This is a genomic window from Pseudomonas sp. P8_241, assembly GCF_034008315.1.
Taxonomy (GTDB): Bacteria; Pseudomonadota; Gammaproteobacteria; order Pseudomonadales; family Pseudomonadaceae; genus Aquipseudomonas.
The window spans coordinates 5,935,375-5,955,938 of the sequence record NZ_CP125377.1 but is presented as its reverse complement, the minus strand read 5'-3'; the positions used below and the strand labels follow the sequence as shown (position 1 = coordinate 5,955,938).

Below are 20,564 nucleotides of genomic sequence, written 5' to 3'. Positions count from 1 at the left end.
GCGGGGCAGGATTGCCCGCTCTCTGCTCCGCCAGGAGGAAAGGCCTTGAAAGACCTACTGAATTTGCTGAAAAACCAGGGTCAAGTCGAAGAGTTCGACGCCATCCGTATCGGATTGGCATCGCCTGAGATGATCCGTTCGTGGTCGTTCGGTGAAGTTAAAAAGCCGGAAACCATCAACTACCGTACGTTCAAACCTGAGCGTGACGGCCTGTTCTGCGCCAAGATCTTTGGCCCGGTAAAGGATTACGAGTGCCTGTGCGGTAAGTACAAGCGCTTGAAGCACCGTGGTGTGATCTGCGAGAAGTGCGGCGTTGAAGTTGCGCTGGCTAAAGTTCGTCGTGAGCGCATGGCGCACATCGAACTGGCCTCGCCAGTTGCCCACATCTGGTTCCTGAAATCGCTGCCGTCCCGTATCGGCTTGCTGATGGACATGACCCTGCGTGATATCGAGCGCGTTCTCTACTTCGAGAGCTATGTCGTTATCGATCCAGGCATGACCACCCTTGAAAAAGGCCAACTGCTCAACGACGAGCAGTACTTCGAAGCGCTGGAAGAGTTCGGCGACGATTTCGATGCCCGCATGGGTGCTGAAGCTGTCCGCGAACTGCTGCACGCTATCGACCTGGAGCACGAGATTGGCCGCCTGCGTGAAGAAATTCCGCAAACCAACTCCGAAACCAAGATCAAGAAGCTGTCCAAGCGTCTGAAGTTGATGGAAGCCTTCCAGGGTTCCGGCAACCTGCCAGAGTGGATGGTGCTGACCGTTCTGCCGGTTCTGCCGCCAGATCTGCGTCCACTGGTTCCGCTCGATGGCGGTCGTTTCGCGACTTCCGACCTCAACGATCTGTATCGTCGAGTGATCAACCGTAACAACCGTTTGAAGCGCCTGCTGGATCTGTCCGCTCCGGACATCATCGTGCGCAACGAAAAGCGTATGTTGCAGGAAGCTGTCGACGCACTGCTCGACAACGGTCGTCGTGGCCGCGCTATCACAGGTTCCAACAAGCGTCCTCTGAAATCCCTGGCTGACATGATCAAGGGTAAGCAGGGTCGTTTCCGTCAGAACTTGCTCGGTAAGCGTGTTGACTACTCCGGTCGTTCGGTAATTACCGTAGGTCCGACCCTGCGTCTGCACCAGTGCGGTCTGCCGAAGAAGATGGCTCTCGAGCTGTTCAAGCCGTTCATTTTCGGCAAGCTGGAAATGCGTGGTCTCGCTACCACCATCAAGGCTGCCAAGAAGATGGTTGAGCGCGAGCTGCCGGAAGTTTGGGACGTTCTCGCCGAAGTGATTCGCGAACACCCGGTGCTTCTCAACCGTGCACCGACCCTTCACCGTCTAGGTATCCAGGCGTTTGAACCGGTACTGATCGAAGGTAAGGCTATTCAGCTGCACCCTCTGGTCTGCGCCGCGTACAACGCCGACTTCGACGGCGACCAAATGGCCGTGCACGTACCGCTGACGCTGGAAGCCCAGCTCGAAGCGCGCGCGTTGATGATGTCGACCAACAACATTCTGTCGCCAGCCAACGGTGAGCCAATCATCGTTCCGTCGCAGGACGTTGTATTGGGTCTGTACTACATGACTCGTGAAGCGATCAACGCCAAGGGCGAAGGTCGTGTGTTCGCGGATCTGCAGGAAGTTGACCGTGTATTCCGTGCCGGCGAAGCCGCACTGCACGCCAAGGTCAAAGTCCGGATCAACGAAACCGTCAACGACCGTGATGGCGGCAGCGTGAGCAACACCCGTATCGTCGACACCACTGTCGGCCGTGCGCTGTTGTTCCAGGTTGTGCCAAAAGGTCTGTCGTACGACGTCGTCAACCTGCCGATGAAGAAAAAGGCAATCTCCAAGCTGATCAACCAGTGCTACCGCGTGGTTGGTTTGAAAGAGACTGTGATCTTCGCTGACCAGTTGATGTACACCGGTTTTGCTTATTCGACCATTTCCGGCGTTTCCATCGGTGTTAACGACTTCGTTATCCCGGATGAAAAAGCCCGCATCATCAATGCTGCTACTGATGAAGTGAAAGAGATCGAAAGCCAGTACGCCTCCGGCCTGGTAACCCAGGGCGAGAAGTACAACAAAGTGATCGACCTCTGGTCCAAGGCGAACGACGAAGTTTCCAAGGCGATGATGGCCAACCTCTCGAAAGAGAAAGTCATCGACCGTCATGGCGTCGAAGTCGACCAGGAATCGTTCAACTCGATGTACATGATGGCTGACTCGGGTGCGCGGGGTTCCGCAGCACAGATTCGTCAGCTGGCCGGTATGCGGGGCCTGATGGCCAAGCCGGACGGTTCCATCATTGAAACGCCGATTACTGCGAACTTCCGTGAAGGTTTGAGCGTACTCCAGTACTTCATCTCCACTCACGGTGCTCGTAAAGGTCTGGCGGATACCGCGTTGAAAACGGCGAACTCGGGTTACCTGACTCGTCGTCTGGTAGACGTGGCGCAGGATCTGGTTGTAACCGAGATCGATTGCGGCACCGAACACGGTCTGCTGATGACTCCGCACATTGAAGGCGGTGACGTTGTAGAGCCGCTGGGTGAGCGCGTATTGGGTCGTGTTATCGCCCGTGACGTATTCAAGCCAGGTACCGAGGACGTCATCGTTCCTGCCGGCACTCTGGTAGACGAGAAGTGGGTCGAGTTCATCGAACTGAACAGCATCGACGAAGTGATCGTGCGTTCGCCGATCAGCTGCGAAACCCGTTTCGGTATTTGCGCCAAGTGCTACGGTCGCGATCTGGCTCGTGGTCACCAGGTGAACATCGGTGAAGCGGTCGGCGTTATCGCTGCCCAGTCCATCGGTGAGCCGGGTACCCAGCTGACCATGCGTACGTTCCACATCGGTGGTGCGGCAAGCCGGACCTCCGCAGCCGACAGCGTTCAGGTGAAGAATGGCGGTACCGTCCGTCTGCATAACCTGAAGCACGTTGAGCGAGTGGATGGTTGCCTGGTTGCAGTGTCCCGTTCTGGTGAGCTGGCCATCGCTGATGACTTCGGTCGTGAGCGTGAGCGTTACAAGCTGCCGTACGGTGCCGTGATTTCGGTTAAAGAGGGTGACAAGGTCGAAGCTGGCGCTATCGTGGCCAAGTGGGATCCGCACACTCACCCAATCGTTACCGAAATGAAAGGTACCGTGACCTACGTGGGCATGGAAGAAGGCATCACGATCAAGCGTCAGACTGACGAATTGACCGGTATGACCAACATTGAAGTACTCGATGCCAAAGATCGTCCAGCTGCCGGTAAAGACATCCGTCCTGCCGTGAAGATGGTCGATGACAACGGCAAGGATCTGTTGCTGCCAGGCACTGACGTTATCGCTCAGTACTTCCTGCCAGCCAACGCCCTGGTCGGTGTAGCGGATGGTGCGAAGATCGCGATCGGTGATGTTATCGCTCGTATCCCGCAAGAAACTTCGAAGACCCGTGACATCACCGGTGGTCTGCCGCGTGTTGCCGACTTGTTCGAAGCTCGCCGTCCGAAAGAAGCGTCGATTCTGGCTGAAGTCAGCGGCACCATCGCGTTCGGTAAAGAGACCAAAGGCAAGCGCCGTCTGGTTATCACGCCGAACGACGGTAGCGATCCGTACGAAGAGCTGATTCCGAAGTGGCGTCACCTGAACGTATTCGAAGGCGAACAGGTAAACCGCGGCGAAGTTATCTCCGACGGTCCAAGCGATCCGCACGACATCCTGCGTCTGTTGGGTGTGAGTGCGCTGGCCAAGTACATCGTTAACGAGATCCAGGACGTTTACCGTCTGCAAGGCGTGAAGATCAACGACAAGCACATCGAGACCATTCTGCGTCAGATGCTGCGTAAAGTTGAGATCGCTGAATCCGGCGATTCCAGTTTCATCAAGGGCGACCAGATGGAATTGACTCACGTACTGGTAGAGAACGAGCGTTTGAGCGGCGAAGACAAGTTTGTCTCCAAGTTCACTCGCGTTCTGCTGGGTATCACCAAGGCGTCGTTGTCCACCGAATCGTTCATCTCGGCGGCTTCCTTCCAGGAAACCACTCGCGTACTGACCGAAGCGGCGGTAACCGGCAAGCGCGATTACCTGCGCGGCCTGAAAGAAAACGTGGTCGTGGGTCGTCTGATCCCGGCTGGTACCGGCCTGGCCTATCACAGCGAGCGTAAGCGCCGTCGTGATGCTGACAAGCCGTTGCGCGTAAGCGCCAGTGAAGTGGAAGCTGCACTGACCGAAGCGCTGAACTCGAGCGGTAACTGAGTTCTGCGGTAAATGAGCGTGAGGCCCTGGTCGCTCCGTTCATCGAATCGAGACAATTTGTCGAGGTTGGATGAGCGGAGAGGGCGGGGCCTTGCCTTGACTGGGGACAAGATCCTCTTTAGACTCTTGTACCCCTAAATTTGGCGGGAATTCGTTCCTGCCATTTTGCTTTTCTTGCAAGACAATAGCGTCGCAAGACAACAGTGGAGCTAGTAGATGGCAACTATCAACCAGCTGGTACGTCAGCCGCGTAAGCGTATCGTCGAGAAATCCGACGTACCTGCGCTGCAGAACTGCCCGCAACGCCGTGGCGTGTGCACCCGTGTGTACACCACCACGCCGAAAAAACCTAACTCGGCACTGCGTAAAGTATGCCGTGTGCGCCTGACCAACGGTTTCGAGGTTTCCTCGTACATCGGCGGTGAAGGTCACAACCTGCAAGAGCACAGCGTGGTACTGATCCGCGGCGGTCGTGTAAAAGACTTGCCAGGTGTTCGTTACCACACCGTACGCGGTTCTTTGGATACTTCCGGCGTTAAAGGTCGTAACCAGGGTCGTTCGAAGTACGGTACCAAGAAGCCTAAGTAGTAGCGGCTTTTTGTAAAAACTGATTTTCTATTTTTCTGAGTCGATAAGAGTAAGGTCGGAGGCGTCCCGTAAGGGCACCGATTCCGAGCGAACCTGAAGACCGTTTGAGGGCTTATCCATGCCAAGAAGACGCGTAGCAGCCAAGCGCGAAGTGCTTGACGATCCAAAATACGGAAGCCAAATTCTGGCCAAGTTCATGAACCACGTGATGGAAAGCGGCAAGAAAGCCGTTGCCGAGCGTATCGTTTATGGCGCGCTGGAAAAGGTTAAAGAACGCAAGAACAGCGACCCCCTGGAAATCTTCGAGAAAGCTCTCGACGCCATCGCTCCGCTGGTCGAAGTAAAGTCGCGCCGTGTAGGCGGTGCTACTTACCAGGTTCCGGTTGAAGTTCGTCCGTCCCGTCGTAACGCTCTGGCAATGCGCTGGTTGGTAGACTTCGCCCGTAAGCGCGGCGAGAAGTCTATGGCTCTGCGTTTGGCTGGCGAACTGCTGGACGCTGCCGAAGGTAAAGGTGCTGCAGTTAAGAAGCGTGAAGACGTGCACCGTATGGCTGAAGCTAACAAAGCTTTCTCGCACTACCGCTTCTAATTTTTGCGTCACTAATTTTGCGAGGGCTTTATGGCTCGTACTACACCGATTAACCGCTACCGTAACATTGGTATCGTAGCTCACGTGGATGCTGGTAAAACCACCACCACCGAGCGCGTCCTTTTTTACACTGGCAAAAGCCACAAGATGGGCGAAGTGCATGACGGCGCTGCGACCACTGACTGGATGGTTCAGGAGCAGGAGCGTGGTATTACCATTACTTCTGCTGCCATTACCGCCTTCTGGCAGGGTTCGGCCAAGCAGCACAAAGACCAATACCGCTTCAACGTAATCGATACCCCGGGCCACGTAGACTTCACCATTGAAGTTGAGCGTTCCCTGCGTGTACTCGACGGCGCTGTCGTTGTGTTCTGTGGCACTTCCGGCGTTGAGCCGCAGTCCGAAACCGTATGGCGTCAAGCCAACAAATACGGTGTTCCGCGTATCGTTTACGTGAACAAGATGGACCGTGCCGGCGCTAACTTCCTGCGCGTGATCGCTCAGATCAAGCAGCGCCTGGGTCACACTCCGGTGCCGATCCAGTTGGCTATCGGTTCCGAAGACAACTTCCAGGGTCAGATCGATCTGATGTCCATGGAAGCTGTTTACTGGAACGATGCTGACAAGGGCATGACTCCACGTCGTGAAGCCATCCCTGCCGAGTTGCAGGAGCTGGCTGAAGAGTGGCGCGGCAACATGGTTGAGGCTGCGGCCGAAGCCAGCGAAGAGCTGATGAACAAGTACCTGGAAGGTGAAGAGCTCACCATCGAGGAAATCAAGGCCGCTCTGCGTCAGCGTACTATCGCTGGTGAGATCGTTCTGGCTGTTTGCGGTTCTTCCTTCAAGAACAAGGGCGTTCCCCTGGTTCTCGACGCCGTTATCGACTACCTGCCGGCTCCTGTCGACATTCCTGCTATCAAGGGTTCCAACCCTGATAACGAGGAAGAAGAGATGGAGCGTCATGCGGACGACAACGAGCCGTTCTCGGCTCTGGCGTTCAAGATCGCTACCGACCCATTCGTGGGTACCTTGACCTTCGTCCGCGTTTACTCGGGCGTGTTGGCCTCCGGCGACGGCGTGATCAACTCGGTCAAAGGCAAGAAAGAGCGTGTGGGTCGTATGGTGCAGATGCACGCAAACGCCCGTGAAGAGATCAAGGAAGTGCGCGCTGGCGACATCGCGGCCCTGATCGGCATGAAGGACGTCACCACTGGTGAAACCCTCTGCAACGCTGACAAGCCAATCATCCTGGTTCGCATGGACTTCCCGGAGCCGGTTATTTCGGTTGCTGTTGAGCCTAAGACCAAGGATGACCAGGAAAAAATGGGTATCGCTCTGGGCAAGCTTGCTCAGGAAGACCCGTCTTTCCGCGTAAAAACTGATGAAGAGACTGGTCAAACGATCATCTCCGGCATGGGCGAGCTGCACCTGGACATCCTGGTTGACCGGATGCGCCGTGAGTTCAACGTCGAAGCCAACATCGGCAAGCCTCAGGTTTCCTATCGTGAGCGCATCACGAAGAGCTGTGAAATCGAAGGCAAGTTCGTTCGTCAGTCCGGCGGTCGTGGCCAGTTCGGTCACTGCTGGATCCGTTTTGCTCCTGCTGACGAAGGTCAGGAAGGTCTGCAATTCGTGAACGAAGTAGTGGGTGGTGTGGTTCCTAAGGAATACATCCCGGCTATCCAGAAAGGTATCGAAGAGCAGATGAAGAACGGTGTTGTTGCCGGCTATCCGCTGATCGGCCTGAAGGCTACCGTGTTTGATGGTTCCTACCACGACGTCGACTCGAACGAGATGGCGTTTAAGGTGGCTGCTTCCATGGCGACCAAGCAACTGGCCCAGAAGGGCGGTGGTGAGCTGCTTGAGCCGATCATGGCGGTAGAGGTTGTTACGCCTGAAGACTATATGGGTGACGTGATGGGCGACCTTAACCGTCGTCGCGGCATGATTTTGGGTATGGAAGATACGGTCTCCGGTAAAGTAATTCGTGCCGAAGTTCCGTTGGGCGAGATGTTCGGTTATGCGACCGACGTTCGTTCCATGTCCCAGGGTCGCGCAAGCTACTCTATGGAATTCAAAAAATACAATACAGCTCCGTCGCACATCGTCGAAACTGTAACCAAAAAACAAGGCTGATTCAGCCCCTTTAGGCTAGGAGTTAATTGTCGTGGCTAAAGAAAAATTTGATCGTTCCCTTCCGCACGTCAACGTTGGCACCATCGGTCACGTTGACCACGGTAAAACCACTCTGACCGCAGCTCTGACTCGCGTTTGCTCCGAAGTTTTCGGCTCGGCAATCGTTGATTTCGATAAAATCGACAGCGCGCCAGAAGAAAAAGCTCGTGGTATCACCATCAACACCGCGCACGTCGAGTACAACTCGAAGATCCGTCACTACGCTCACGTTGACTGCCCAGGTCACGCTGACTACGTGAAGAACATGATCACCGGTGCTGCCCAGATGGACGGCGCGATCCTGGTTTGCTCGGCCGCTGATGGTCCGATGCCACAAACCCGTGAACACATCCTGCTGTCCCGTCAGGTAGGCGTTCCGTACATCGTGGTTTTCCTGAACAAGGCTGACCTGGTAGACGACGCTGAGCTGCTGGAACTGGTCGAGATGGAAGTTCGCGACCTGCTGTCCACCTACGACTTCCCAGGCGATGACACTCCAATCATCATCGGTTCGGCTCGTATGGCGCTGGAAGGCAAAGACGACAACGAAATGGGCACCACTGCCGTTCGTAAACTGGTTGAAACTCTGGACAGCTACATCCCAGAACCAGAGCGCGCTATCGACAAGCCATTCCTGATGCCAATCGAAGACGTATTCTCGATCTCGGGTCGTGGTACTGTTGTGACTGGTCGTATCGAGCGCGGTATCGTTCGCGTTCAAGATGCACTGGAAATCGTTGGTCTGCGTGACACCACCACCACCACCTGCACCGGTGTTGAAATGTTCCGCAAGCTGCTCGACGAAGGTCGTGCTGGCGAGAACTGCGGCGTTCTGCTGCGTGGTACCAAGCGTGACGACGTTGAGCGTGGCCAGGTTCTGGTTAAGCCAGGTTCGGTTAAGCCGCACACCAAGTTCACCGCAGAAGTTTACGTTCTGAGCAAGGAAGAAGGCGGTCGTCACACTCCGTTCTTCAAAGGCTACCGTCCACAGTTCTACTTCCGTACTACTGACGTGACTGGTAACTGCCAGCTGCCAGAAGGCGTTGAAATGGTAATGCCAGGTGATAACATCCAAATGGAAGTTACCCTGATCAAGACCATCGCAATGGAAGACGGTCTGCGTTTCGCTATCCGTGAAGGCGGTCGTACCGTCGGCGCTGGCGTCGTAGCCAAAATCATCGAGTAAGCATCTCTTTTGAGATAGCTTCGATGCTTTGAAAAAGCCCCCGCTCAGCGGGGGCTTTTTTATTGGGTTGACACCTATCTGGGGCGTCTATAGAATTGCGCCTCCTTTTAACGGGCGTATTGCGCTCGGTGGGAATAGCAGCCGGAGTCTGAAATCCAATGCAAAATCAGCAAATCCGTATCAGGTTGAAGGCTTTCGACCATCGCCTGATCGACCAATCAACCCAGGAAATCGTGGAAACCGCGAAACGTACTGGTGCTCAAGTGCGTGGTCCAATTCCACTGCCTACCCGTAAAGAGCGGTTCACCGTTCTGGTCTCCCCGCACGTCAACAAAGACGCGCGTGACCAGTACGAGATCCGTACTCATAAGCGCGTTCTGGACATCGTCCAGCCAACGGATAAAACCGTTGATGCTCTTATGAAGCTTGATCTTGCGGCCGGTGTGGAAGTGCAGATCAGCCTCGGCTAAGACTCGGTCTTAGTCGTGTAACGCTCTGAAATGGGCGGCCATAGCGGGTGAAAGCCCCGTACACTCATGAGGTTTACAACATGACTATTGGTGTAGTCGGTCGTAAATGCGGTATGACCCGTATTTTCACCGAAGAAGGTGTCTCCATTCCGGTCACGGTCATTGAGATCGAGCCGAATCGCGTCACCCAGTTCAAAACTGAAGAGACCGATGGCTATCGTGCAGTGCAAGTCACTGTCGGCGAGCGTCGTGCTTCGCGTGTAACAGCAGCTCAGGCTGGCCACTTCGCTAAAGCGAACGTTGCCGCTGGTCGTACCGTAATGGAATTCCGCCTTGAAGAAGGCGAGTACCAGGCCGGCGATCTGATCAACGCTGAAATCTTCGCCGCTGGTCAACTGGTTGATGTAACCGGTCAGTCCAAAGGTAAAGGCTTCCAGGGTACGATCAAGCGTTGGAATTTCCGCGGGCAAGATAACACCCACGGTAACTCCGTATCCCACCGCGTTCCAGGCTCTATCGGCCAGTGCCAGACTCCTGGTCGTGTATTCAAGGGCAAAAAAATGTCCGGTCATATGGGCGCTGAGCGCGTGACCGTGCAGTCCCTCGAAGTAGTGCGCGTGGACGCTGAACGCAATCTGTTGTTGGTCAAGGGCGCTGTTCCTGGCGCTACTGGCGGCAACTTGGTTGTACGTCCAGCAGCCAAGGCTCGCGGTTAAGGGGAAGCTGACATGCAATTAAATGTAAATGACGCTCAAGCGATCGAAGTTTCCGAACTGACATTTGGCGGCGAATTCAACGAGACGCTGGTTCACCAAGCAGTCGTGGCCTACATGGCCGGCGGCCGTCAAGGTAGCAAGCAGCAAAAGACCCGTTCCGACGTTCGTGGTGGCGGTAAGCGCCCTTGGCGTCAGAAAGGTACTGGCCGCGCTCGTGCCGGTACTATCCGTAGCCCAATCTGGCGTGGCGGCGGTACCACTTTCGCAGCTCGTCCTCAGGATCACTCCCAGAAGCTGAACAAGAAGATGTATCGCGCAGCAATGCGTTCCATCCTTGCTGAGCTGGTGCGTACTGATCGTCTGGTAGTAGTTCAGGATTTCGCCGTTGAAACGCCGAAAACCAAAGACCTGCTGGGCAAACTGAACAACATGAGCCTGACCGACGTTTTGATCGTGTCGGACGCTGTTGATCAGAACCTGTACCTGGCTGCTCGTAACCTGCCACACGTTGATGTACGTGACGTGCAAGGTTCCGATCCAGTTAGTCTGATCGCATACGACAAGGTGTTGATCACCGTGTCGGCCGTGAAGAAATTCGAGGAGCTGCTGGGATGAACCAGGAACGCGTATTTAAAGTTCTGCTTGGCCCGCACGTTTCCGAGAAGGCTACGGTTCTGGCAGACAAGAAAGGCCAGTTCGTTTTCAAGGTTGCTACCGACGCAACCAAGCTGGAAATCAAGAAGGCCGTCGAAAGCCTGTTCAGCGTGAAAGTAGAGCGTGTTACTACCCTGAATGTTCTGGGTAAGAGCAAGCGCACTGCTCGCGGTCTGGGCAAGCGTAATGACTGGAAGAAGGCAGTTATCTCCCTTCAGCCAGGCCAAGATCTCGATTTCAGCAGCAGTGCTGAGTAAGGAAGGGGTGCATCATGGCAATCGTTAAATGCAAACCGACTTCCCCTGGCCGCCGTTTTGTGGTCAAGGTGGTCAACCAGGAGCTGCATAAAGGCGCTCCTCACGCACCGCTGCTCGAGAAGAAGTCGAAGTCTGGTGGTCGTAACAACAATGGCCGTATTACCACTCGTCACATCGGTGGTGGTCATAAGCAGCATTATCGTCTGGTCGACTTCCGTCGCAACGACAAAGATGGCATCTCTGCCACTGTCGAGCGTATCGAATACGATCCAAACCGTACTGCTCACATCGCTCTGCTGCTGTACGCAGATGGCGAGCGTCGCTACATCATCGCCCCTAAAGGCGTGAGCGCTGGCGACCAGCTGATCGCAGGTGCTCTGGCACCGATCAAGCCGGGCAACGCTCTGCAACTGCGTAACATTCCAGTTGGTAGCACCGTACACGGCATCGAATTGAAGCCAGGTAAAGGCGCACAGATCGCTCGTTCCGCTGGTGCTTCGGCTCAGCTGATCGCTCGTGAAGGCGTGTACGTTACCCTGCGTCTGCGTTCCGGTGAAATGCGTAAAGTCCTGGCTGAATGCCGTGCGACCCTGGGCGAAGTCTCGAACTCCGAGCACAGCCTGCGTTCGCTGGGTAAAGCTGGTGCCAAACGCTGGCGTGGCGTTCGCCCAACCGTTCGTGGTGTTGCCATGAACCCGGTTGACCACCCACATGGTGGTGGTGAAGGTCGTACCTCTGGTGGTCGTCATCCGGTATCGCCATGGGGCTTCCCGACTAAGGGCGCGAAGACTCGTGGTAATAAGCGTACCGACAAAATGATCGTCCGTCGTCGCAAGTAAATAGAGGGATACGACAGTGCCACGTTCTCTGAAAAAAGGTCCTTTTATCGATCTTCACCTACTGAAGAAGATCGAAGTGGCGGCGGAAAAGAACGATCGCAAACCGGTGAAAACCTGGTCGCGTCGTTCGATGATCCTGCCACAAATGGTCGGTTTGACCATCGCAGTACACAACGGTCGTCAGCACGTCCCAGTTCTCGTGAACGAAGACATGGTCGGCCACAAACTGGGCGAGTTCGCCGGTACCCGCACTTATCGCGGGCACGTGGCAGACAAGAAAGCCAAGCGTTAAGGGGTTAGGAAATGGAAGTAGCCGCTAAGTTGTCGGGCGCTCGAATCTCCGCCCAGAAAGCCCGCTTGGTCGCCGACCAGATCCGCGGGAAGAAGGTGGGCGAAGCGCTCAACCTGTTGGCTTTCAGCAGTAAGAAAGCCGCCGAGATCATGAAGAAAGTGCTGGAGTCGGCCGTAGCCAACGCCGAGCATAACGAAGGCGCAGACGTTGATGACCTGAAGGTCAGCACCGTTTTCGTCAACGAAGGGCGTTCGCTGAAGCGCATCATGCCGCGTGCCAAAGGCCGTGCTGATCGCATCGTCAAGCGGTCTTGCCATATCACTGTCAAGGTTGCTGACAAGTAACGGAGTCGAAGAGATGGGTCAGAAAGTACATCCCATTGGCATTCGCCTGGGAATCGTCAAGGAGCACACCTCCGTCTGGTACGCAGACGGTCGGACTTATGCGGACTATTTGCTCGCAGATCTGAATGTGCGTGAGTACCTCCAAGACAAACTAAAAAGCGCGTCCGTAAGCCGTATCGATATCCATCGTCCGGCCCAAACTGCACGCATCACCATCCACACCGCTCGTCCAGGTATCGTTATCGGGAAGAAAGGTGAAGATGTTGAGAAACTGCGTCAGGACCTGACCAAGCAAATGGGTGTGCCTGTGCACATCAATATCGAAGAGATCCGCAAGCCGGAGCTCGACGGTATGCTGGTTGCGCAGAGCGTAGCTCAGCAGCTGGAGCGTCGCGTAATGTTCCGTCGCGCTATGAAGCGCGCTGTACAGAACGCCATGCGCATTGGTGCCAAAGGCATCAAAATCCAAGTGAGCGGTCGTCTCGGCGGTGCTGAAATCGCACGTACTGAATGGTATCGCGAAGGTCGTGTGCCACTGCACACCCTGCGTGCCGACATCGACTATGCCAACTACGAAGCTCACACCACTTACGGTGTGATCGGTGTAAAGGTTTGGATCTTCAAAGGCGAAGTAATTGGTGGTCGCCAAGAAGAACTGAAACCACAAGCACCAGCGCCTCGTAAAAAAGCTGCTAAGTAAGGGGTACGCCAAATGTTGCAACCAAAGCGTACGAAGTTCCGCAAGCAAATGACTGGTCACAACCGTGGCCTGGCATTGCGCGGTAGCAAAGTCAGCTTCGGCGAGTTCGCGCTGAAGTCTGTTGCTCGTGGTCGTCTCACCGCTCGTCAGATCGAGTCAGCGCGTCGTGCTCTGACCCGTCACGTAAAACGTGGCGGCAAGATCTGGATCCGTGTATTCCCGGACAAGCCTATTTCCAAGAAGCCACTCGAAGTTCGGATGGGTAAAGGTAAGGGTAACGTCGAATACTGGGTTGCCCAGATTCAGCCAGGCAAAGTCCTGTATGAAATCGAGGGTGTTTCTGAAGAGCTGGCGCGTGAGGCTTTCGCCCTGGCTGCTGCAAAGCTGCCGCTCGCCACCTCCTTTGTTAAACGGACGGTGATGTGATGAAAGCGAATGAACTTCGTGAAAAATCCGCACAGCAGCTGAACGAGCAACTGCTCGGCCTGCTGCGCGACCAGTTCAATCTGCGTATGCAGAAAGCAACTGGCCAGTTGGGGCAGTCTCATCTGCTCTCGCAAGTTAAGCGTGACATCGCTCGCGTGAAGACTGTGCTCAACCAGCAGGCAGGTAAGTAATCATGGCTGAAGCCGAAAAAACTGTCCGTACGCTGACTGGCCGTGTTGTCAGCGACAAGATGGACAAAACCATCACCGTTCTGATCGAGCGTCGCGTTAAGCACCCGATCTACGGTAAATACGTTAAGCGTTCGACTAAGCTGCACGCGCACGACGAAACCAATCAGTGCCACATCGGCGACAAAGTCACTATTCGTGAAACTCGTCCTTTGGCCAAGACCAAGTCTTGGGCGCTGGTTGATGTTCTCGAACGCGCTGTGGAAGTCTAAGGACTAGGGGTCGGAGAAATTATATGATTCAGACTCAATCCATGCTCGATGTGGCCGATAACAGCGGCGCTCGCCGTGTTATGTGCATCAAGGTGCTGGGTGGCTCCCATCGTCGTTACGCTGGTATCGGTGACATCATCAAAGTTACCGTGAAGGAAGCAATTCCTCGCGGTAAAGTGAAAAAAGGCCAAGTGATGACTGCTGTTGTAGTCCGCACTCGTCACGGCGTACGTCGTGCTGATGGCTCCATTATCCGCTTTGATGGCAACGCTGCTGTTCTGTTGAACAACAAGCAAGAGCCGATCGGCACCCGTATCTTTGGGCCAGTGACCCGTGAACTTCGTACTGAGAAGTTCATGAAGATCGTCTCGCTCGCCCCAGAAGTGCTGTAAGGAGATCCGACATGCAAAAGATTCGTCGTGACGACGAGATCATCGTGATCGCCGGCAAAGACAAAGGTAAGCGCGGTAAGGTGCTTAAGGTTCTCGCTAACAACCGTCTGGTTATTGGTGGTCTGAACCTGGTCAAGCGTCATACCAAGCCTAACCCGATGTCGGGCGTGCAGGGCGGTATCGTCGAAAAAGAAGCTCCACTGGATGCTTCTAACGTCGCCATTTTCAACGGCGAAACCAACAAGGCTGACCGCGTTGGTTTCAAAGTAGAAGACGGCAAGAAAATTCGTGTCTTCAAGTCGACCCAAAAAGCGGTTGATGCTTGAACACTGCTAGGTAGATGAGACCATGGCACGACTAAAAGAGATTTACCGGAAGGAAATTGCTCCGAAACTTAAGGAAGAACTTAAGCTTTCGAACGTGATGGAAGTTCCGCGCGTTACCAAAATCACCCTGAACATGGGTCTGGGCGAAGCGATCGGCGACAAAAAAGTCATCGAGCACGCTGTTGCTGACCTGGAAAAGATCACCGGCCAGAAAGTCGTTGTGACCTACGCTCGCAAATCCATCGCTGGCTTTAAAGTCCGTGAAGGTTGGCCGATCGGCGTCAAAGTGACCCTGCGCCGTGAGCGTATGTACGAGTTCCTGGATCGTCTGCTGTCGATCTCCCTGCCTCGGGTTCGCGACTTCCGCGGCCTGAATGCCAAGTCCTTTGATGGTCGTGGTAACTACAGCATGGGCGTGAAAGAGCAGATCATCTTCCCGGAAATCGACTACGACAAGATCGATGCTCTCCGCGGTCTGGACATCACCCTGACCACCACTGCCAAGAACGATGATGAAGGCCGCGCTCTGCTGCGTGCGTTCAAATTCCCGTTCCGCAACTGATTGGAGTAGGACCATGGCCAAGATGAGCATGAAAAACCGCGAGCTGAAGCGTCAGCTCACGGTTGCCAAGTACGCCAAAAAGCGTGCAGCACTGAAAGCTATCATCGTTGATCTGAACGCAAGTCCAGAAGCGCGTTGGGAAGCTACAGTAGCTCTGCAGAAGCAGCCACGTGACGCAAGCGCTTCGCGCATGCGTAACCGCTGCCGCCTGACCGGTCGTCCACACGGCGTTTACCGCAAGTTCGGCCTCGGCCGTAACAAACTGCGTGAAGCTGCCATGCGTGGTGACGTACCGGGTCTGGTTAAAGCCAGCTGGTAAGTACTATCAAAGTCTCGGTGTCCAGGATCGCAAGATCCTGACCACCGGTGGCCTTGAATCTGAAACAAGCCCCTTTTGGGGCTTGTTTCATTTCCGCAGTGTGTCTAGAATACCCGGCTCGCCTGAGCCCGTGTTTTCATGCTCGGAGATTCTCGGCGACACGTAATAGCCGCAAGGCTAATTTTTTTGTATTAGGAGCGTCTAGCCCATGAGTATGCAGGACCCGTTAGCGGACATGCTAACTCGTATCCGTAATGCCCAGATGGCTGAAAAGTCCGTCGTAAGCATGCCATCTTCCACGTTGAAGGTAGCTGTTGCCAAAGTCCTGAAGGACGAAGGTTACATTGCGGGTTATCAGATCAGCAGCGAAATCAAACCACTGCTGTCCATCGAGCTGAAGTACTTCGAAGGCCGTCCGGTTATCGAAGAAGTGAAGCGCGTTAGCCGTCCAGGCCTGCGTCAGTACAAGTCCGTCGATGATCTGCCAAAAGTTCGTGGCGGTCTCGGTGTGTCTATCGTCTCCACCAACAAGGGTGTGATGACTGATCGTGCTGCGCGCGCTGCCGGTGTCGGCGGCGAAGTTCTTTGCACTGTGTTCTAAGGGGGGATAAGCATGTCTCGCGTCGCTAAGAACCCCGTTAAGCTGCCAGCCGGTGTCGAAGTAAAATTCGCAGGCCAACAGCTTTCGGTGAAGGGTGCCAAGGGCACTCTCGAACTGAACATCCATTCGTCCGTTGAGATTGTTGAAGAAGCTGGTGAGCTGCGTTTCGCTGCTCGCAATGGCGATCAACAAACTCGCGCAATGGCTGGTACCACTCGTGCGTTGGTAAACAACATGGTCCAAGGCGTAAGCCAAGGCTTCGAGCGCAAGCTCCAGCTGGTCGGTGTTGGTTACAAAGCGCAAGCAAAAGGCACAGTGCTGAACCTGGCTCTTGGCTTCTCGCATCCAGTGGATTACGAACTGCCGGAAGGCATCACCGCTGAGACTCCTAGCCAGACCGATATCCTGATCAAGGGCATCGACAAGCAGCTGGTAGGTCAAGTGGCCGCCGAGATCCGCGACTTCCGTCCACCAGAGCCGTACAAAGGCAAAGGTGTGCGCTACGCGGACGAAGTCGTCCGTCGTAAAGAAGCCAAGAAGAAGTAGGGCATAGCAAATGACCGACAAAAAAGTTACTCGACTGCGTCGCGCTCGCAAAGCACGCCTGAAAATGCACGAACTCGAAGTCGTGCGTCTCTGCGTGTTCCGCTCTTCGCAGCACATCTACGCCCAGGTCATTTCGGCCGACGGCAGCAAAGTCCTGGCAAGCGCCTCGACTTTGGATAAAGAACTGCGTGATGGTGCCACTGGCAACATCGACGCGGCCACTAAGGTTGGCCAGCTGGTCGCTACGCGTGCTAAGGCCGCTGGCGTCTCGCAAGTGGCTTTCGACCGCTCTGGCTTCAAGTATCACGGCCGCGTTAAAGCGCTGGCTGATGCTGCTCGTGAAGCTGGGCTGGAGTTCTAAGTTATGTCAAATAACGACCAAAAGCGCGACGAAGGCTACATCGAGAAGCTGGTTCAAGTTAACCGCGTAGCCAAAACCGTTAAAGGCGGCCGTATCTTCACTTTCACCGCGTTGACCGTGGTGGGTGATGGTAAGGGCCGTGTTGGCTTCGGCCGTGGCAAGTCGCGTGAAGTGCCTGCTGCGATCCAGAAGGCAATGGAAGCTGCTCGCCGCAACATGATCCAAGTTGATCTGAACGGCACCACTCTGCAGTACGCAATGAAGTCCGCTCACGGCGCTTCGAAGGTGTACATGCAGCCTGCTTCTGAAGGTACCGGTATCATCGCTGGCGGCGCTATGCGTGCTGTCCTCGAAGTTGCTGGCGTTCAGAACGTTCTGGCCAAGTGCTACGGCTCGACTAACCCGGTAAACGTGGTTCACGCCACTTTCAAAGGTTTGAAGGCTATGCAGTCTCCTGAATCCATTGCCGCCAAGCGTGGCAAAAGCGTCAAGGAGATCTTCTGATCATGGCTACCGTTAAAGTTACGCTGATCAAAAGCATGACCGGCCGCATCCCTAACCACAAACTGTGCGTTAAGGGTCTGGGTCTGCGTCGCATCGGTCACACTGTAGAAGTCCTGGATACTCCCGAGAATCGCGGGATGATCAACAAGGCTTACTACATGCTGCGTGTCGAGGGTTAATCGATGAAACTCAATGATCTGAGTCCAGCGCCGGGTTCCCGTCGCGAAAAGCATCGTCCGGGCCGTGGTATCGGTAGCGGTTTGGGTAAGACCGGTGGCCGTGGCCACAAAGGTCAGACCTCCCGCTCCGGTGGCACCATCGCTCCAGGCTTTGAAGGCGGTCAACAGCCGCTGCATCGTCGCCTGCCGAAGTTCGGTTTCGTTTCCCTGAAGGCCATGGATCGCGCAGAAGTGCGTTTGTCCGAGCTGGCTAAAGTGGAAGGCGACATCGTCACCGTGCAGTCCCTGAAAGATGCCAACGTGATCAACGTCAACGTACAGCGTGTGAAAATCATGCTGTCCGGTGAAGTGACTCGCGCTGTCACTATCGGCAAGGGAATCGGCGCCACCAAAGGTGCGCGTGCGGCTATCGAAGCAGCTGGCGGCAAGTTCGAGGAATAAATGGCTAAGCAAGGTGCTCTCTCTGCGCTCGGCAAAGGCGGTATGTCTGAACTCTGGGCTCGTCTGCGTTTTCTGTTCCTGGCGATTATCGTCTACCGAATAGGCGCACACATCCCGGTTCCAGGTATCAACCCAGACCGACTCGCGGACCTGTTTCGACAGAATGAGGGGACCATTCTTAGCTTGTTCAACATGTTTTCCGGCGGCGCGCTGGAGCGGATGAGCATCTTTGCACTGGGGATCATGCCTTACATTTCGGCATCGATCATCATGCAGCTGATGACCGCCGTCAGCCCGCAGCTGGAGCAGTTGAAGAAGGAAGGTGAAGCTGGCCGTCGCAAGATCAGCCAGTACACCCGCTACGGCACTGTCGTCCTCGCTCTCGTCCAGGCTATTGGTATGTCCATTGGTCTGGCGGGGCAGGGCGTTGCGTTCACTGGTGACTTTGGCTTCCATTTCGTCGCGGTATCCACTTTTGTGGCTGGTGCGATGTTCATGATGTGGCTGGGTGAGCAGATTACTGAGCGTGGTGTTGGCAACGGTATCTCGATGTTGATTTTTTCGGGTATCGTCGCCGGTCTTCCGAGAGCGATCGGGCAGTCTTTCGAGTCTGCACGTCAGGGCGATATCAACATCTTCGCTTTGGTTGCCATCGGTTTGCTGGCAGTAGCGATTATCGGTTTCGTGGTGTTCATTGAGCGTGGTCAGCGTCGTATTGCTGTTCACTACGCCAAGCGTCAGCAGGGCCGTAAGGTCTTCGCTGCGCAGACTAGCCACTTGCCGCTGAAGGTGAACATGGCCGGTGTTATTCCGGCTATTTTCGCGAGCAGCATTTTGCTGTTCCCGGCTTCGTTGGGTGCCTGGTTTGGTCAGTCTGAAGGTATGGGCTGGTTGCAGGACATCTCGCAGTCGATCGCTCCTGGTCAGCCGTTGAATATTCTGCTGTTTAGTGCAGGGATTATTTTCTTCTGCTTCTTCTATACGGCGTTGATGTTCAATCCGAAAGACGTAGCGGAAAACCTGAAGAAGTCCGGTGCCTTTATTCCGGGCATCCGTCCAGGTGAGCAGTCTGCGCGCTACATTGATGGCGTTCTGACTCGCTTGACCATGTTCGGTGCTCTTTACATGACGGCCGTGTGCCTGTTGCCCCAGTTTCTGGTGGTCGCAGCCAACGTTCCGTTCTACCTTGGCGGGACCTCGTTGCTGATCGTCGTCGTGGTTGTGATGGACTTCATGTCCCAAGTACAATCGCACCTCGTTTCGCACCAGTACGAATCCCTGATGAAGAAAGCCAACCTGAAGGGTTACGGCAGCGGCATGCTGCGCTGACCCATAAGGTTCGAGGAGTTGGTGATGAAAGTTCGTGCATCGGTGAAAAAGCTGTGCCGTAACTGCAAGATTATTCGCCGCGAAGGTGTTGTTCGAGTAATTTGCAGCGCGGAACCGCGTCACAAACAGCGCCAAGGCTGAGTGTGATTGTGCTTCAAGCCCGGTAGCTAGTGCGCTACCGGGTTGATTATTTGTTATTACAGCGATATTATCTCGCGCCCTATTTCTTGGCTTCCGGGGCGTAGGTAGCTGTCAATTGGAGTCCCACTGAATGGCCCGTATTGCAGGCGTTAACATTCCAGATAACAAGCATACTGTTATCTCGCTGACCTACATCTATGGTGTTGGTCGCACTACTGCACAGAAAATTTGTGCAGAGACTGGGGTAAACCCAGCCGCAAAGATCAAGGATCTGAGCGACGAGCAAATTGAACAGCTGCGTGGCGAAGTGGCGAAGTTCACCACTGAAGGTGACCTGCGTCGCGAAATCAACATGAAAATCAAGCGCTTGATGGACCTCGGTTGCTATCGCGGTCTGCGTCATCGTCGTGGTCTGCCAGTACGCGGTCAGCGTACCAAGACCAACGCGCGTACCCGTAAAGGTCCGCGTAAGCCGATCCGCAAGTAATCGCCCCAGCGAATCGACAGGAAAATTATCATGGCAAAACCTGCTGCTCGTCCTCGTAAAAAAGTTAAAAAGACAGTGGTTGATGGCATCGCCCACATCCATGCATCTTTTAACAACACCATCGTGACCATTACCGACCGTCAAGGTAACGCTCTTTCCTGGGCTACCTCCGGTGGTTCGGGTTTCCGCGGTTCCCGCAAGTCCACCCCGTTTGCTGCTCAAGTAGCTGCTGAACGTGCTGGTCAAGCTGCGCTGGAATACGGCCTGAAAAACCTCGACGTCAATGTCAAAGGTCCAGGTCCAGGTCGTGAATCCGCAGTCCGCGCTTTGAACGGCTGTGGCTACAAGATCGCCAGCATCACCGACGTGACGCCAATCCCGCACAACGGGTGCCGTCCGCCGAAGAAGCGCCGCGTGTAATCCAGGAGATTGTAA

30 protein-coding genes are annotated in these 20,564 nt (G+C 54.9%); all 30 read left to right on the top strand.

All coding sequences use genetic code 11. The annotated features are described in order from the left end of the window. Positions 1-45 precede the first annotated feature (45 nt). A complete protein-coding gene (gene rpoC, locus QMK58_RS26810; protein ID WP_053162834.1) occupies positions 46-4,245 on the top strand; it encodes a DNA-directed RNA polymerase subunit beta' in 4,200 nt (1,399 codons plus the stop codon). A gap of 216 nt (positions 4,246-4,461) precedes the next feature. Continuing rightward, a complete protein-coding gene (gene rpsL / locus QMK58_RS26805; protein WP_002555494.1) occupies positions 4,462-4,833 on the top strand; it encodes a 30S ribosomal protein S12 in 372 nt (123 codons plus the stop codon). 118 nt (positions 4,834-4,951) lie between these two features. Then, positions 4,952-5,422: a 30S ribosomal protein S7 gene (gene rpsG / locus QMK58_RS26800; protein ID WP_002555493.1), complete on the top strand. Its 471-nt coding sequence runs from the start codon at positions 4,952-4,954 to the stop codon at positions 5,420-5,422. Between the two features lie 30 nt (positions 5,423-5,452). Next, positions 5,453-7,558 carry an elongation factor G gene (fusA, locus tag QMK58_RS26795; protein WP_053162832.1) on the top strand — a complete coding sequence of 702 codons (2,106 nt, stop codon included), beginning with the start codon at positions 5,453-5,455 and terminating at the stop codon, positions 7,556-7,558. Positions 7,559-7,589: 31 nt separating this feature from the next. Continuing rightward, positions 7,590-8,783: an elongation factor Tu gene (gene tuf / locus QMK58_RS26790; RefSeq protein ID WP_008053875.1), complete on the top strand. Its 1,194-nt coding sequence runs from the start codon at positions 7,590-7,592 to the stop codon at positions 8,781-8,783. A 158-nt stretch (positions 8,784-8,941) separates the two neighbouring features. Continuing rightward, a complete protein-coding gene (gene rpsJ / locus QMK58_RS26785; RefSeq protein WP_003186070.1) occupies positions 8,942-9,253 on the top strand; it encodes a 30S ribosomal protein S10 in 312 nt (103 codons plus the stop codon). An 80-nt stretch (positions 9,254-9,333) separates the two neighbouring features. Continuing rightward, entirely contained in the window at positions 9,334-9,969 is a 636-nt protein-coding gene (rplC, locus tag QMK58_RS26780) for a 50S ribosomal protein L3 (RefSeq protein WP_003186059.1), read from the top strand. 12 nt (positions 9,970-9,981) lie between these two features. Continuing rightward, positions 9,982-10,584: a 50S ribosomal protein L4 gene (rplD, locus tag QMK58_RS26775; protein WP_003228735.1), complete on the top strand. Its 603-nt coding sequence runs from the start codon at positions 9,982-9,984 to the stop codon at positions 10,582-10,584. Beyond that, positions 10,581-10,880 carry a 50S ribosomal protein L23 gene (gene rplW, locus QMK58_RS26770; protein ID WP_002555488.1) on the top strand — a complete coding sequence of 100 codons (300 nt, stop codon included), beginning with the start codon at positions 10,581-10,583 and terminating at the stop codon, positions 10,878-10,880. The genes rplD and rplW overlap by 4 nt, the downstream gene beginning before the upstream one ends. 14 nt (positions 10,881-10,894) lie before the next feature. Then, positions 10,895-11,719, top strand: a complete 825-nt coding sequence (gene rplB / locus QMK58_RS26765) for a 50S ribosomal protein L2 (protein WP_008053874.1) — start codon at positions 10,895-10,897, stop codon at positions 11,717-11,719. A 16-nt stretch (positions 11,720-11,735) separates the two neighbouring features. Further along, positions 11,736-12,011, top strand: a complete 276-nt coding sequence (gene rpsS, locus QMK58_RS26760; protein WP_002555486.1) for a 30S ribosomal protein S19 — start codon at positions 11,736-11,738, stop codon at positions 12,009-12,011. A gap of 11 nt (positions 12,012-12,022) precedes the next feature. Beyond that, positions 12,023-12,355 carry a 50S ribosomal protein L22 gene (gene rplV, locus QMK58_RS26755; protein ID WP_003103908.1) on the top strand — a complete coding sequence of 111 codons (333 nt, stop codon included), beginning with the start codon at positions 12,023-12,025 and terminating at the stop codon, positions 12,353-12,355. Positions 12,356-12,368: 13 nt separating this feature from the next. Beyond that, positions 12,369-13,055, top strand: coding sequence for a 30S ribosomal protein S3 (gene rpsC, locus QMK58_RS26750; protein WP_007970424.1), 687 nt, complete (start codon positions 12,369-12,371; stop codon positions 13,053-13,055). A 12-nt stretch (positions 13,056-13,067) separates the two neighbouring features. Beyond that, positions 13,068-13,481, top strand: a complete 414-nt coding sequence (gene rplP, locus QMK58_RS26745) for a 50S ribosomal protein L16 (RefSeq protein WP_003228729.1) — start codon at positions 13,068-13,070, stop codon at positions 13,479-13,481. Continuing rightward, positions 13,481-13,672 (top strand): 50S ribosomal protein L29, encoded by a 192-nt coding sequence (rpmC, locus tag QMK58_RS26740; protein WP_002555481.1) that lies wholly within the window; start codon positions 13,481-13,483, stop codon positions 13,670-13,672. Before rplP ends, rpmC begins: the two co-directional genes overlap by 1 nt. Before the next feature lie 2 nt (positions 13,673-13,674). Next, the gene (rpsQ, locus tag QMK58_RS26735; protein ID WP_003176419.1) at positions 13,675-13,941 is read left to right on the top strand and encodes a 30S ribosomal protein S17; all 267 of its coding nucleotides are present in this window, start codon (positions 13,675-13,677) and stop codon (positions 13,939-13,941) included. 23 nt (positions 13,942-13,964) lie between these two features. Next, complete coding sequence (gene rplN / locus QMK58_RS26730) at positions 13,965-14,333, top strand: 50S ribosomal protein L14 (RefSeq protein WP_002555479.1); 369 nt, start codon at positions 13,965-13,967, stop codon at positions 14,331-14,333. A gap of 11 nt (positions 14,334-14,344) precedes the next feature. After that, positions 14,345-14,659 carry a 50S ribosomal protein L24 gene (rplX, locus tag QMK58_RS26725; RefSeq protein ID WP_003176416.1) on the top strand — a complete coding sequence of 105 codons (315 nt, stop codon included), beginning with the start codon at positions 14,345-14,347 and terminating at the stop codon, positions 14,657-14,659. A gap of 22 nt (positions 14,660-14,681) precedes the next feature. Further along, positions 14,682-15,221, top strand: coding sequence for a 50S ribosomal protein L5 (gene rplE / locus QMK58_RS26720; RefSeq protein ID WP_003210069.1), 540 nt, complete (start codon positions 14,682-14,684; stop codon positions 15,219-15,221). A gap of 13 nt (positions 15,222-15,234) precedes the next feature. Next, complete coding sequence (rpsN, locus tag QMK58_RS26715; RefSeq protein WP_003176414.1) at positions 15,235-15,540, top strand: 30S ribosomal protein S14; 306 nt, start codon at positions 15,235-15,237, stop codon at positions 15,538-15,540. A 208-nt stretch (positions 15,541-15,748) separates the two neighbouring features. After that, positions 15,749-16,141 carry a 30S ribosomal protein S8 gene (rpsH, locus tag QMK58_RS26710; RefSeq protein WP_003186040.1) on the top strand — a complete coding sequence of 131 codons (393 nt, stop codon included), beginning with the start codon at positions 15,749-15,751 and terminating at the stop codon, positions 16,139-16,141. A 12-nt stretch (positions 16,142-16,153) separates the two neighbouring features. Beyond that, positions 16,154-16,687, top strand: a complete 534-nt coding sequence (gene rplF, locus QMK58_RS26705; RefSeq protein ID WP_003176412.1) for a 50S ribosomal protein L6 — start codon at positions 16,154-16,156, stop codon at positions 16,685-16,687. A gap of 10 nt (positions 16,688-16,697) precedes the next feature. After that, on the top strand, positions 16,698-17,048 hold the full coding sequence (gene rplR, locus QMK58_RS26700; protein ID WP_053162831.1) for a 50S ribosomal protein L18: 351 nt from the start codon (positions 16,698-16,700) through the stop codon (positions 17,046-17,048). Between the two features lie 3 nt (positions 17,049-17,051). After that, a complete protein-coding gene (gene rpsE, locus QMK58_RS26695; protein WP_003186035.1) occupies positions 17,052-17,552 on the top strand; it encodes a 30S ribosomal protein S5 in 501 nt (166 codons plus the stop codon). Between the two features lie 2 nt (positions 17,553-17,554). Beyond that, positions 17,555-17,731, top strand: coding sequence for a 50S ribosomal protein L30 (gene rpmD, locus QMK58_RS26690; protein WP_003186033.1), 177 nt, complete (start codon positions 17,555-17,557; stop codon positions 17,729-17,731). Positions 17,732-17,734: 3 nt separating this feature from the next. Further along, a complete protein-coding gene (rplO, locus tag QMK58_RS26685; RefSeq protein ID WP_003228720.1) occupies positions 17,735-18,172 on the top strand; it encodes a 50S ribosomal protein L15 in 438 nt (145 codons plus the stop codon). Then, a complete protein-coding gene (secY, locus tag QMK58_RS26680; RefSeq protein WP_003228718.1) occupies positions 18,173-19,501 on the top strand; it encodes a preprotein translocase subunit SecY in 1,329 nt (442 codons plus the stop codon). 24 nt (positions 19,502-19,525) lie between these two features. Beyond that, the gene (gene rpmJ, locus QMK58_RS26675; RefSeq protein WP_002555468.1) at positions 19,526-19,642 is read left to right on the top strand and encodes a 50S ribosomal protein L36; all 117 of its coding nucleotides are present in this window, start codon (positions 19,526-19,528) and stop codon (positions 19,640-19,642) included. A gap of 130 nt (positions 19,643-19,772) precedes the next feature. Further along, positions 19,773-20,129 carry a 30S ribosomal protein S13 gene (gene rpsM, locus QMK58_RS26670; RefSeq protein ID WP_009045849.1) on the top strand — a complete coding sequence of 119 codons (357 nt, stop codon included), beginning with the start codon at positions 19,773-19,775 and terminating at the stop codon, positions 20,127-20,129. Positions 20,130-20,159: 30 nt separating this feature from the next. Then, entirely contained in the window at positions 20,160-20,549 is a 390-nt protein-coding gene (gene rpsK, locus QMK58_RS26665; protein WP_002555466.1) for a 30S ribosomal protein S11, read from the top strand. Positions 20,550-20,564: the final 15 nt, after the last annotated feature.

Coding starts and splice junctions, on each gene's coding strand:
- rpsL (WP_002555494.1), top strand. CDS start 4,462: ATGGCAACTATCAACCAGCTGGTACGTCAGCCGCGTAAGCGTATCGTC.
- rpsG (WP_002555493.1), top strand. CDS start 4,952: ATGCCAAGAAGACGCGTAGCAGCCAAGCGCGAAGTGCTTGACGATCCA.
- fusA (WP_053162832.1), top strand. CDS start 5,453: ATGGCTCGTACTACACCGATTAACCGCTACCGTAACATTGGTATCGTA.
- rpsJ (WP_003186070.1), top strand. CDS start 8,942: ATGCAAAATCAGCAAATCCGTATCAGGTTGAAGGCTTTCGACCATCGC.
- rplC (WP_003186059.1), top strand. CDS start 9,334: ATGACTATTGGTGTAGTCGGTCGTAAATGCGGTATGACCCGTATTTTC.
- rplD (WP_003228735.1), top strand. CDS start 9,982: ATGCAATTAAATGTAAATGACGCTCAAGCGATCGAAGTTTCCGAACTG.
- rplW (WP_002555488.1), top strand. CDS start 10,581: ATGAACCAGGAACGCGTATTTAAAGTTCTGCTTGGCCCGCACGTTTCC.
- rplB (WP_008053874.1), top strand. CDS start 10,895: ATGGCAATCGTTAAATGCAAACCGACTTCCCCTGGCCGCCGTTTTGTG.
- rplV (WP_003103908.1), top strand. CDS start 12,023: ATGGAAGTAGCCGCTAAGTTGTCGGGCGCTCGAATCTCCGCCCAGAAA.
- rpsC (WP_007970424.1), top strand. CDS start 12,369: ATGGGTCAGAAAGTACATCCCATTGGCATTCGCCTGGGAATCGTCAAG.
- rplP (WP_003228729.1), top strand. CDS start 13,068: ATGTTGCAACCAAAGCGTACGAAGTTCCGCAAGCAAATGACTGGTCAC.
- rpmC (WP_002555481.1), top strand. CDS start 13,481: ATGAAAGCGAATGAACTTCGTGAAAAATCCGCACAGCAGCTGAACGAG.
- rpsQ (WP_003176419.1), top strand. CDS start 13,675: ATGGCTGAAGCCGAAAAAACTGTCCGTACGCTGACTGGCCGTGTTGTC.
- rplN (WP_002555479.1), top strand. CDS start 13,965: ATGATTCAGACTCAATCCATGCTCGATGTGGCCGATAACAGCGGCGCT.
- rplX (WP_003176416.1), top strand. CDS start 14,345: ATGCAAAAGATTCGTCGTGACGACGAGATCATCGTGATCGCCGGCAAA.
- rplE (WP_003210069.1), top strand. CDS start 14,682: ATGGCACGACTAAAAGAGATTTACCGGAAGGAAATTGCTCCGAAACTT.
- rpsN (WP_003176414.1), top strand. CDS start 15,235: ATGGCCAAGATGAGCATGAAAAACCGCGAGCTGAAGCGTCAGCTCACG.
- rpsH (WP_003186040.1), top strand. CDS start 15,749: ATGAGTATGCAGGACCCGTTAGCGGACATGCTAACTCGTATCCGTAAT.
- rplF (WP_003176412.1), top strand. CDS start 16,154: ATGTCTCGCGTCGCTAAGAACCCCGTTAAGCTGCCAGCCGGTGTCGAA.
- rplR (WP_053162831.1), top strand. CDS start 16,698: ATGACCGACAAAAAAGTTACTCGACTGCGTCGCGCTCGCAAAGCACGC.
- rpsE (WP_003186035.1), top strand. CDS start 17,052: ATGTCAAATAACGACCAAAAGCGCGACGAAGGCTACATCGAGAAGCTG.
- rpmD (WP_003186033.1), top strand. CDS start 17,555: ATGGCTACCGTTAAAGTTACGCTGATCAAAAGCATGACCGGCCGCATC.
- rplO (WP_003228720.1), top strand. CDS start 17,735: ATGAAACTCAATGATCTGAGTCCAGCGCCGGGTTCCCGTCGCGAAAAG.
- secY (WP_003228718.1), top strand. CDS start 18,173: ATGGCTAAGCAAGGTGCTCTCTCTGCGCTCGGCAAAGGCGGTATGTCT.
- rpmJ (WP_002555468.1), top strand. CDS start 19,526: ATGAAAGTTCGTGCATCGGTGAAAAAGCTGTGCCGTAACTGCAAGATT.
- rpsM (WP_009045849.1), top strand. CDS start 19,773: ATGGCCCGTATTGCAGGCGTTAACATTCCAGATAACAAGCATACTGTT.
- rpsK (WP_002555466.1), top strand. CDS start 20,160: ATGGCAAAACCTGCTGCTCGTCCTCGTAAAAAAGTTAAAAAGACAGTG.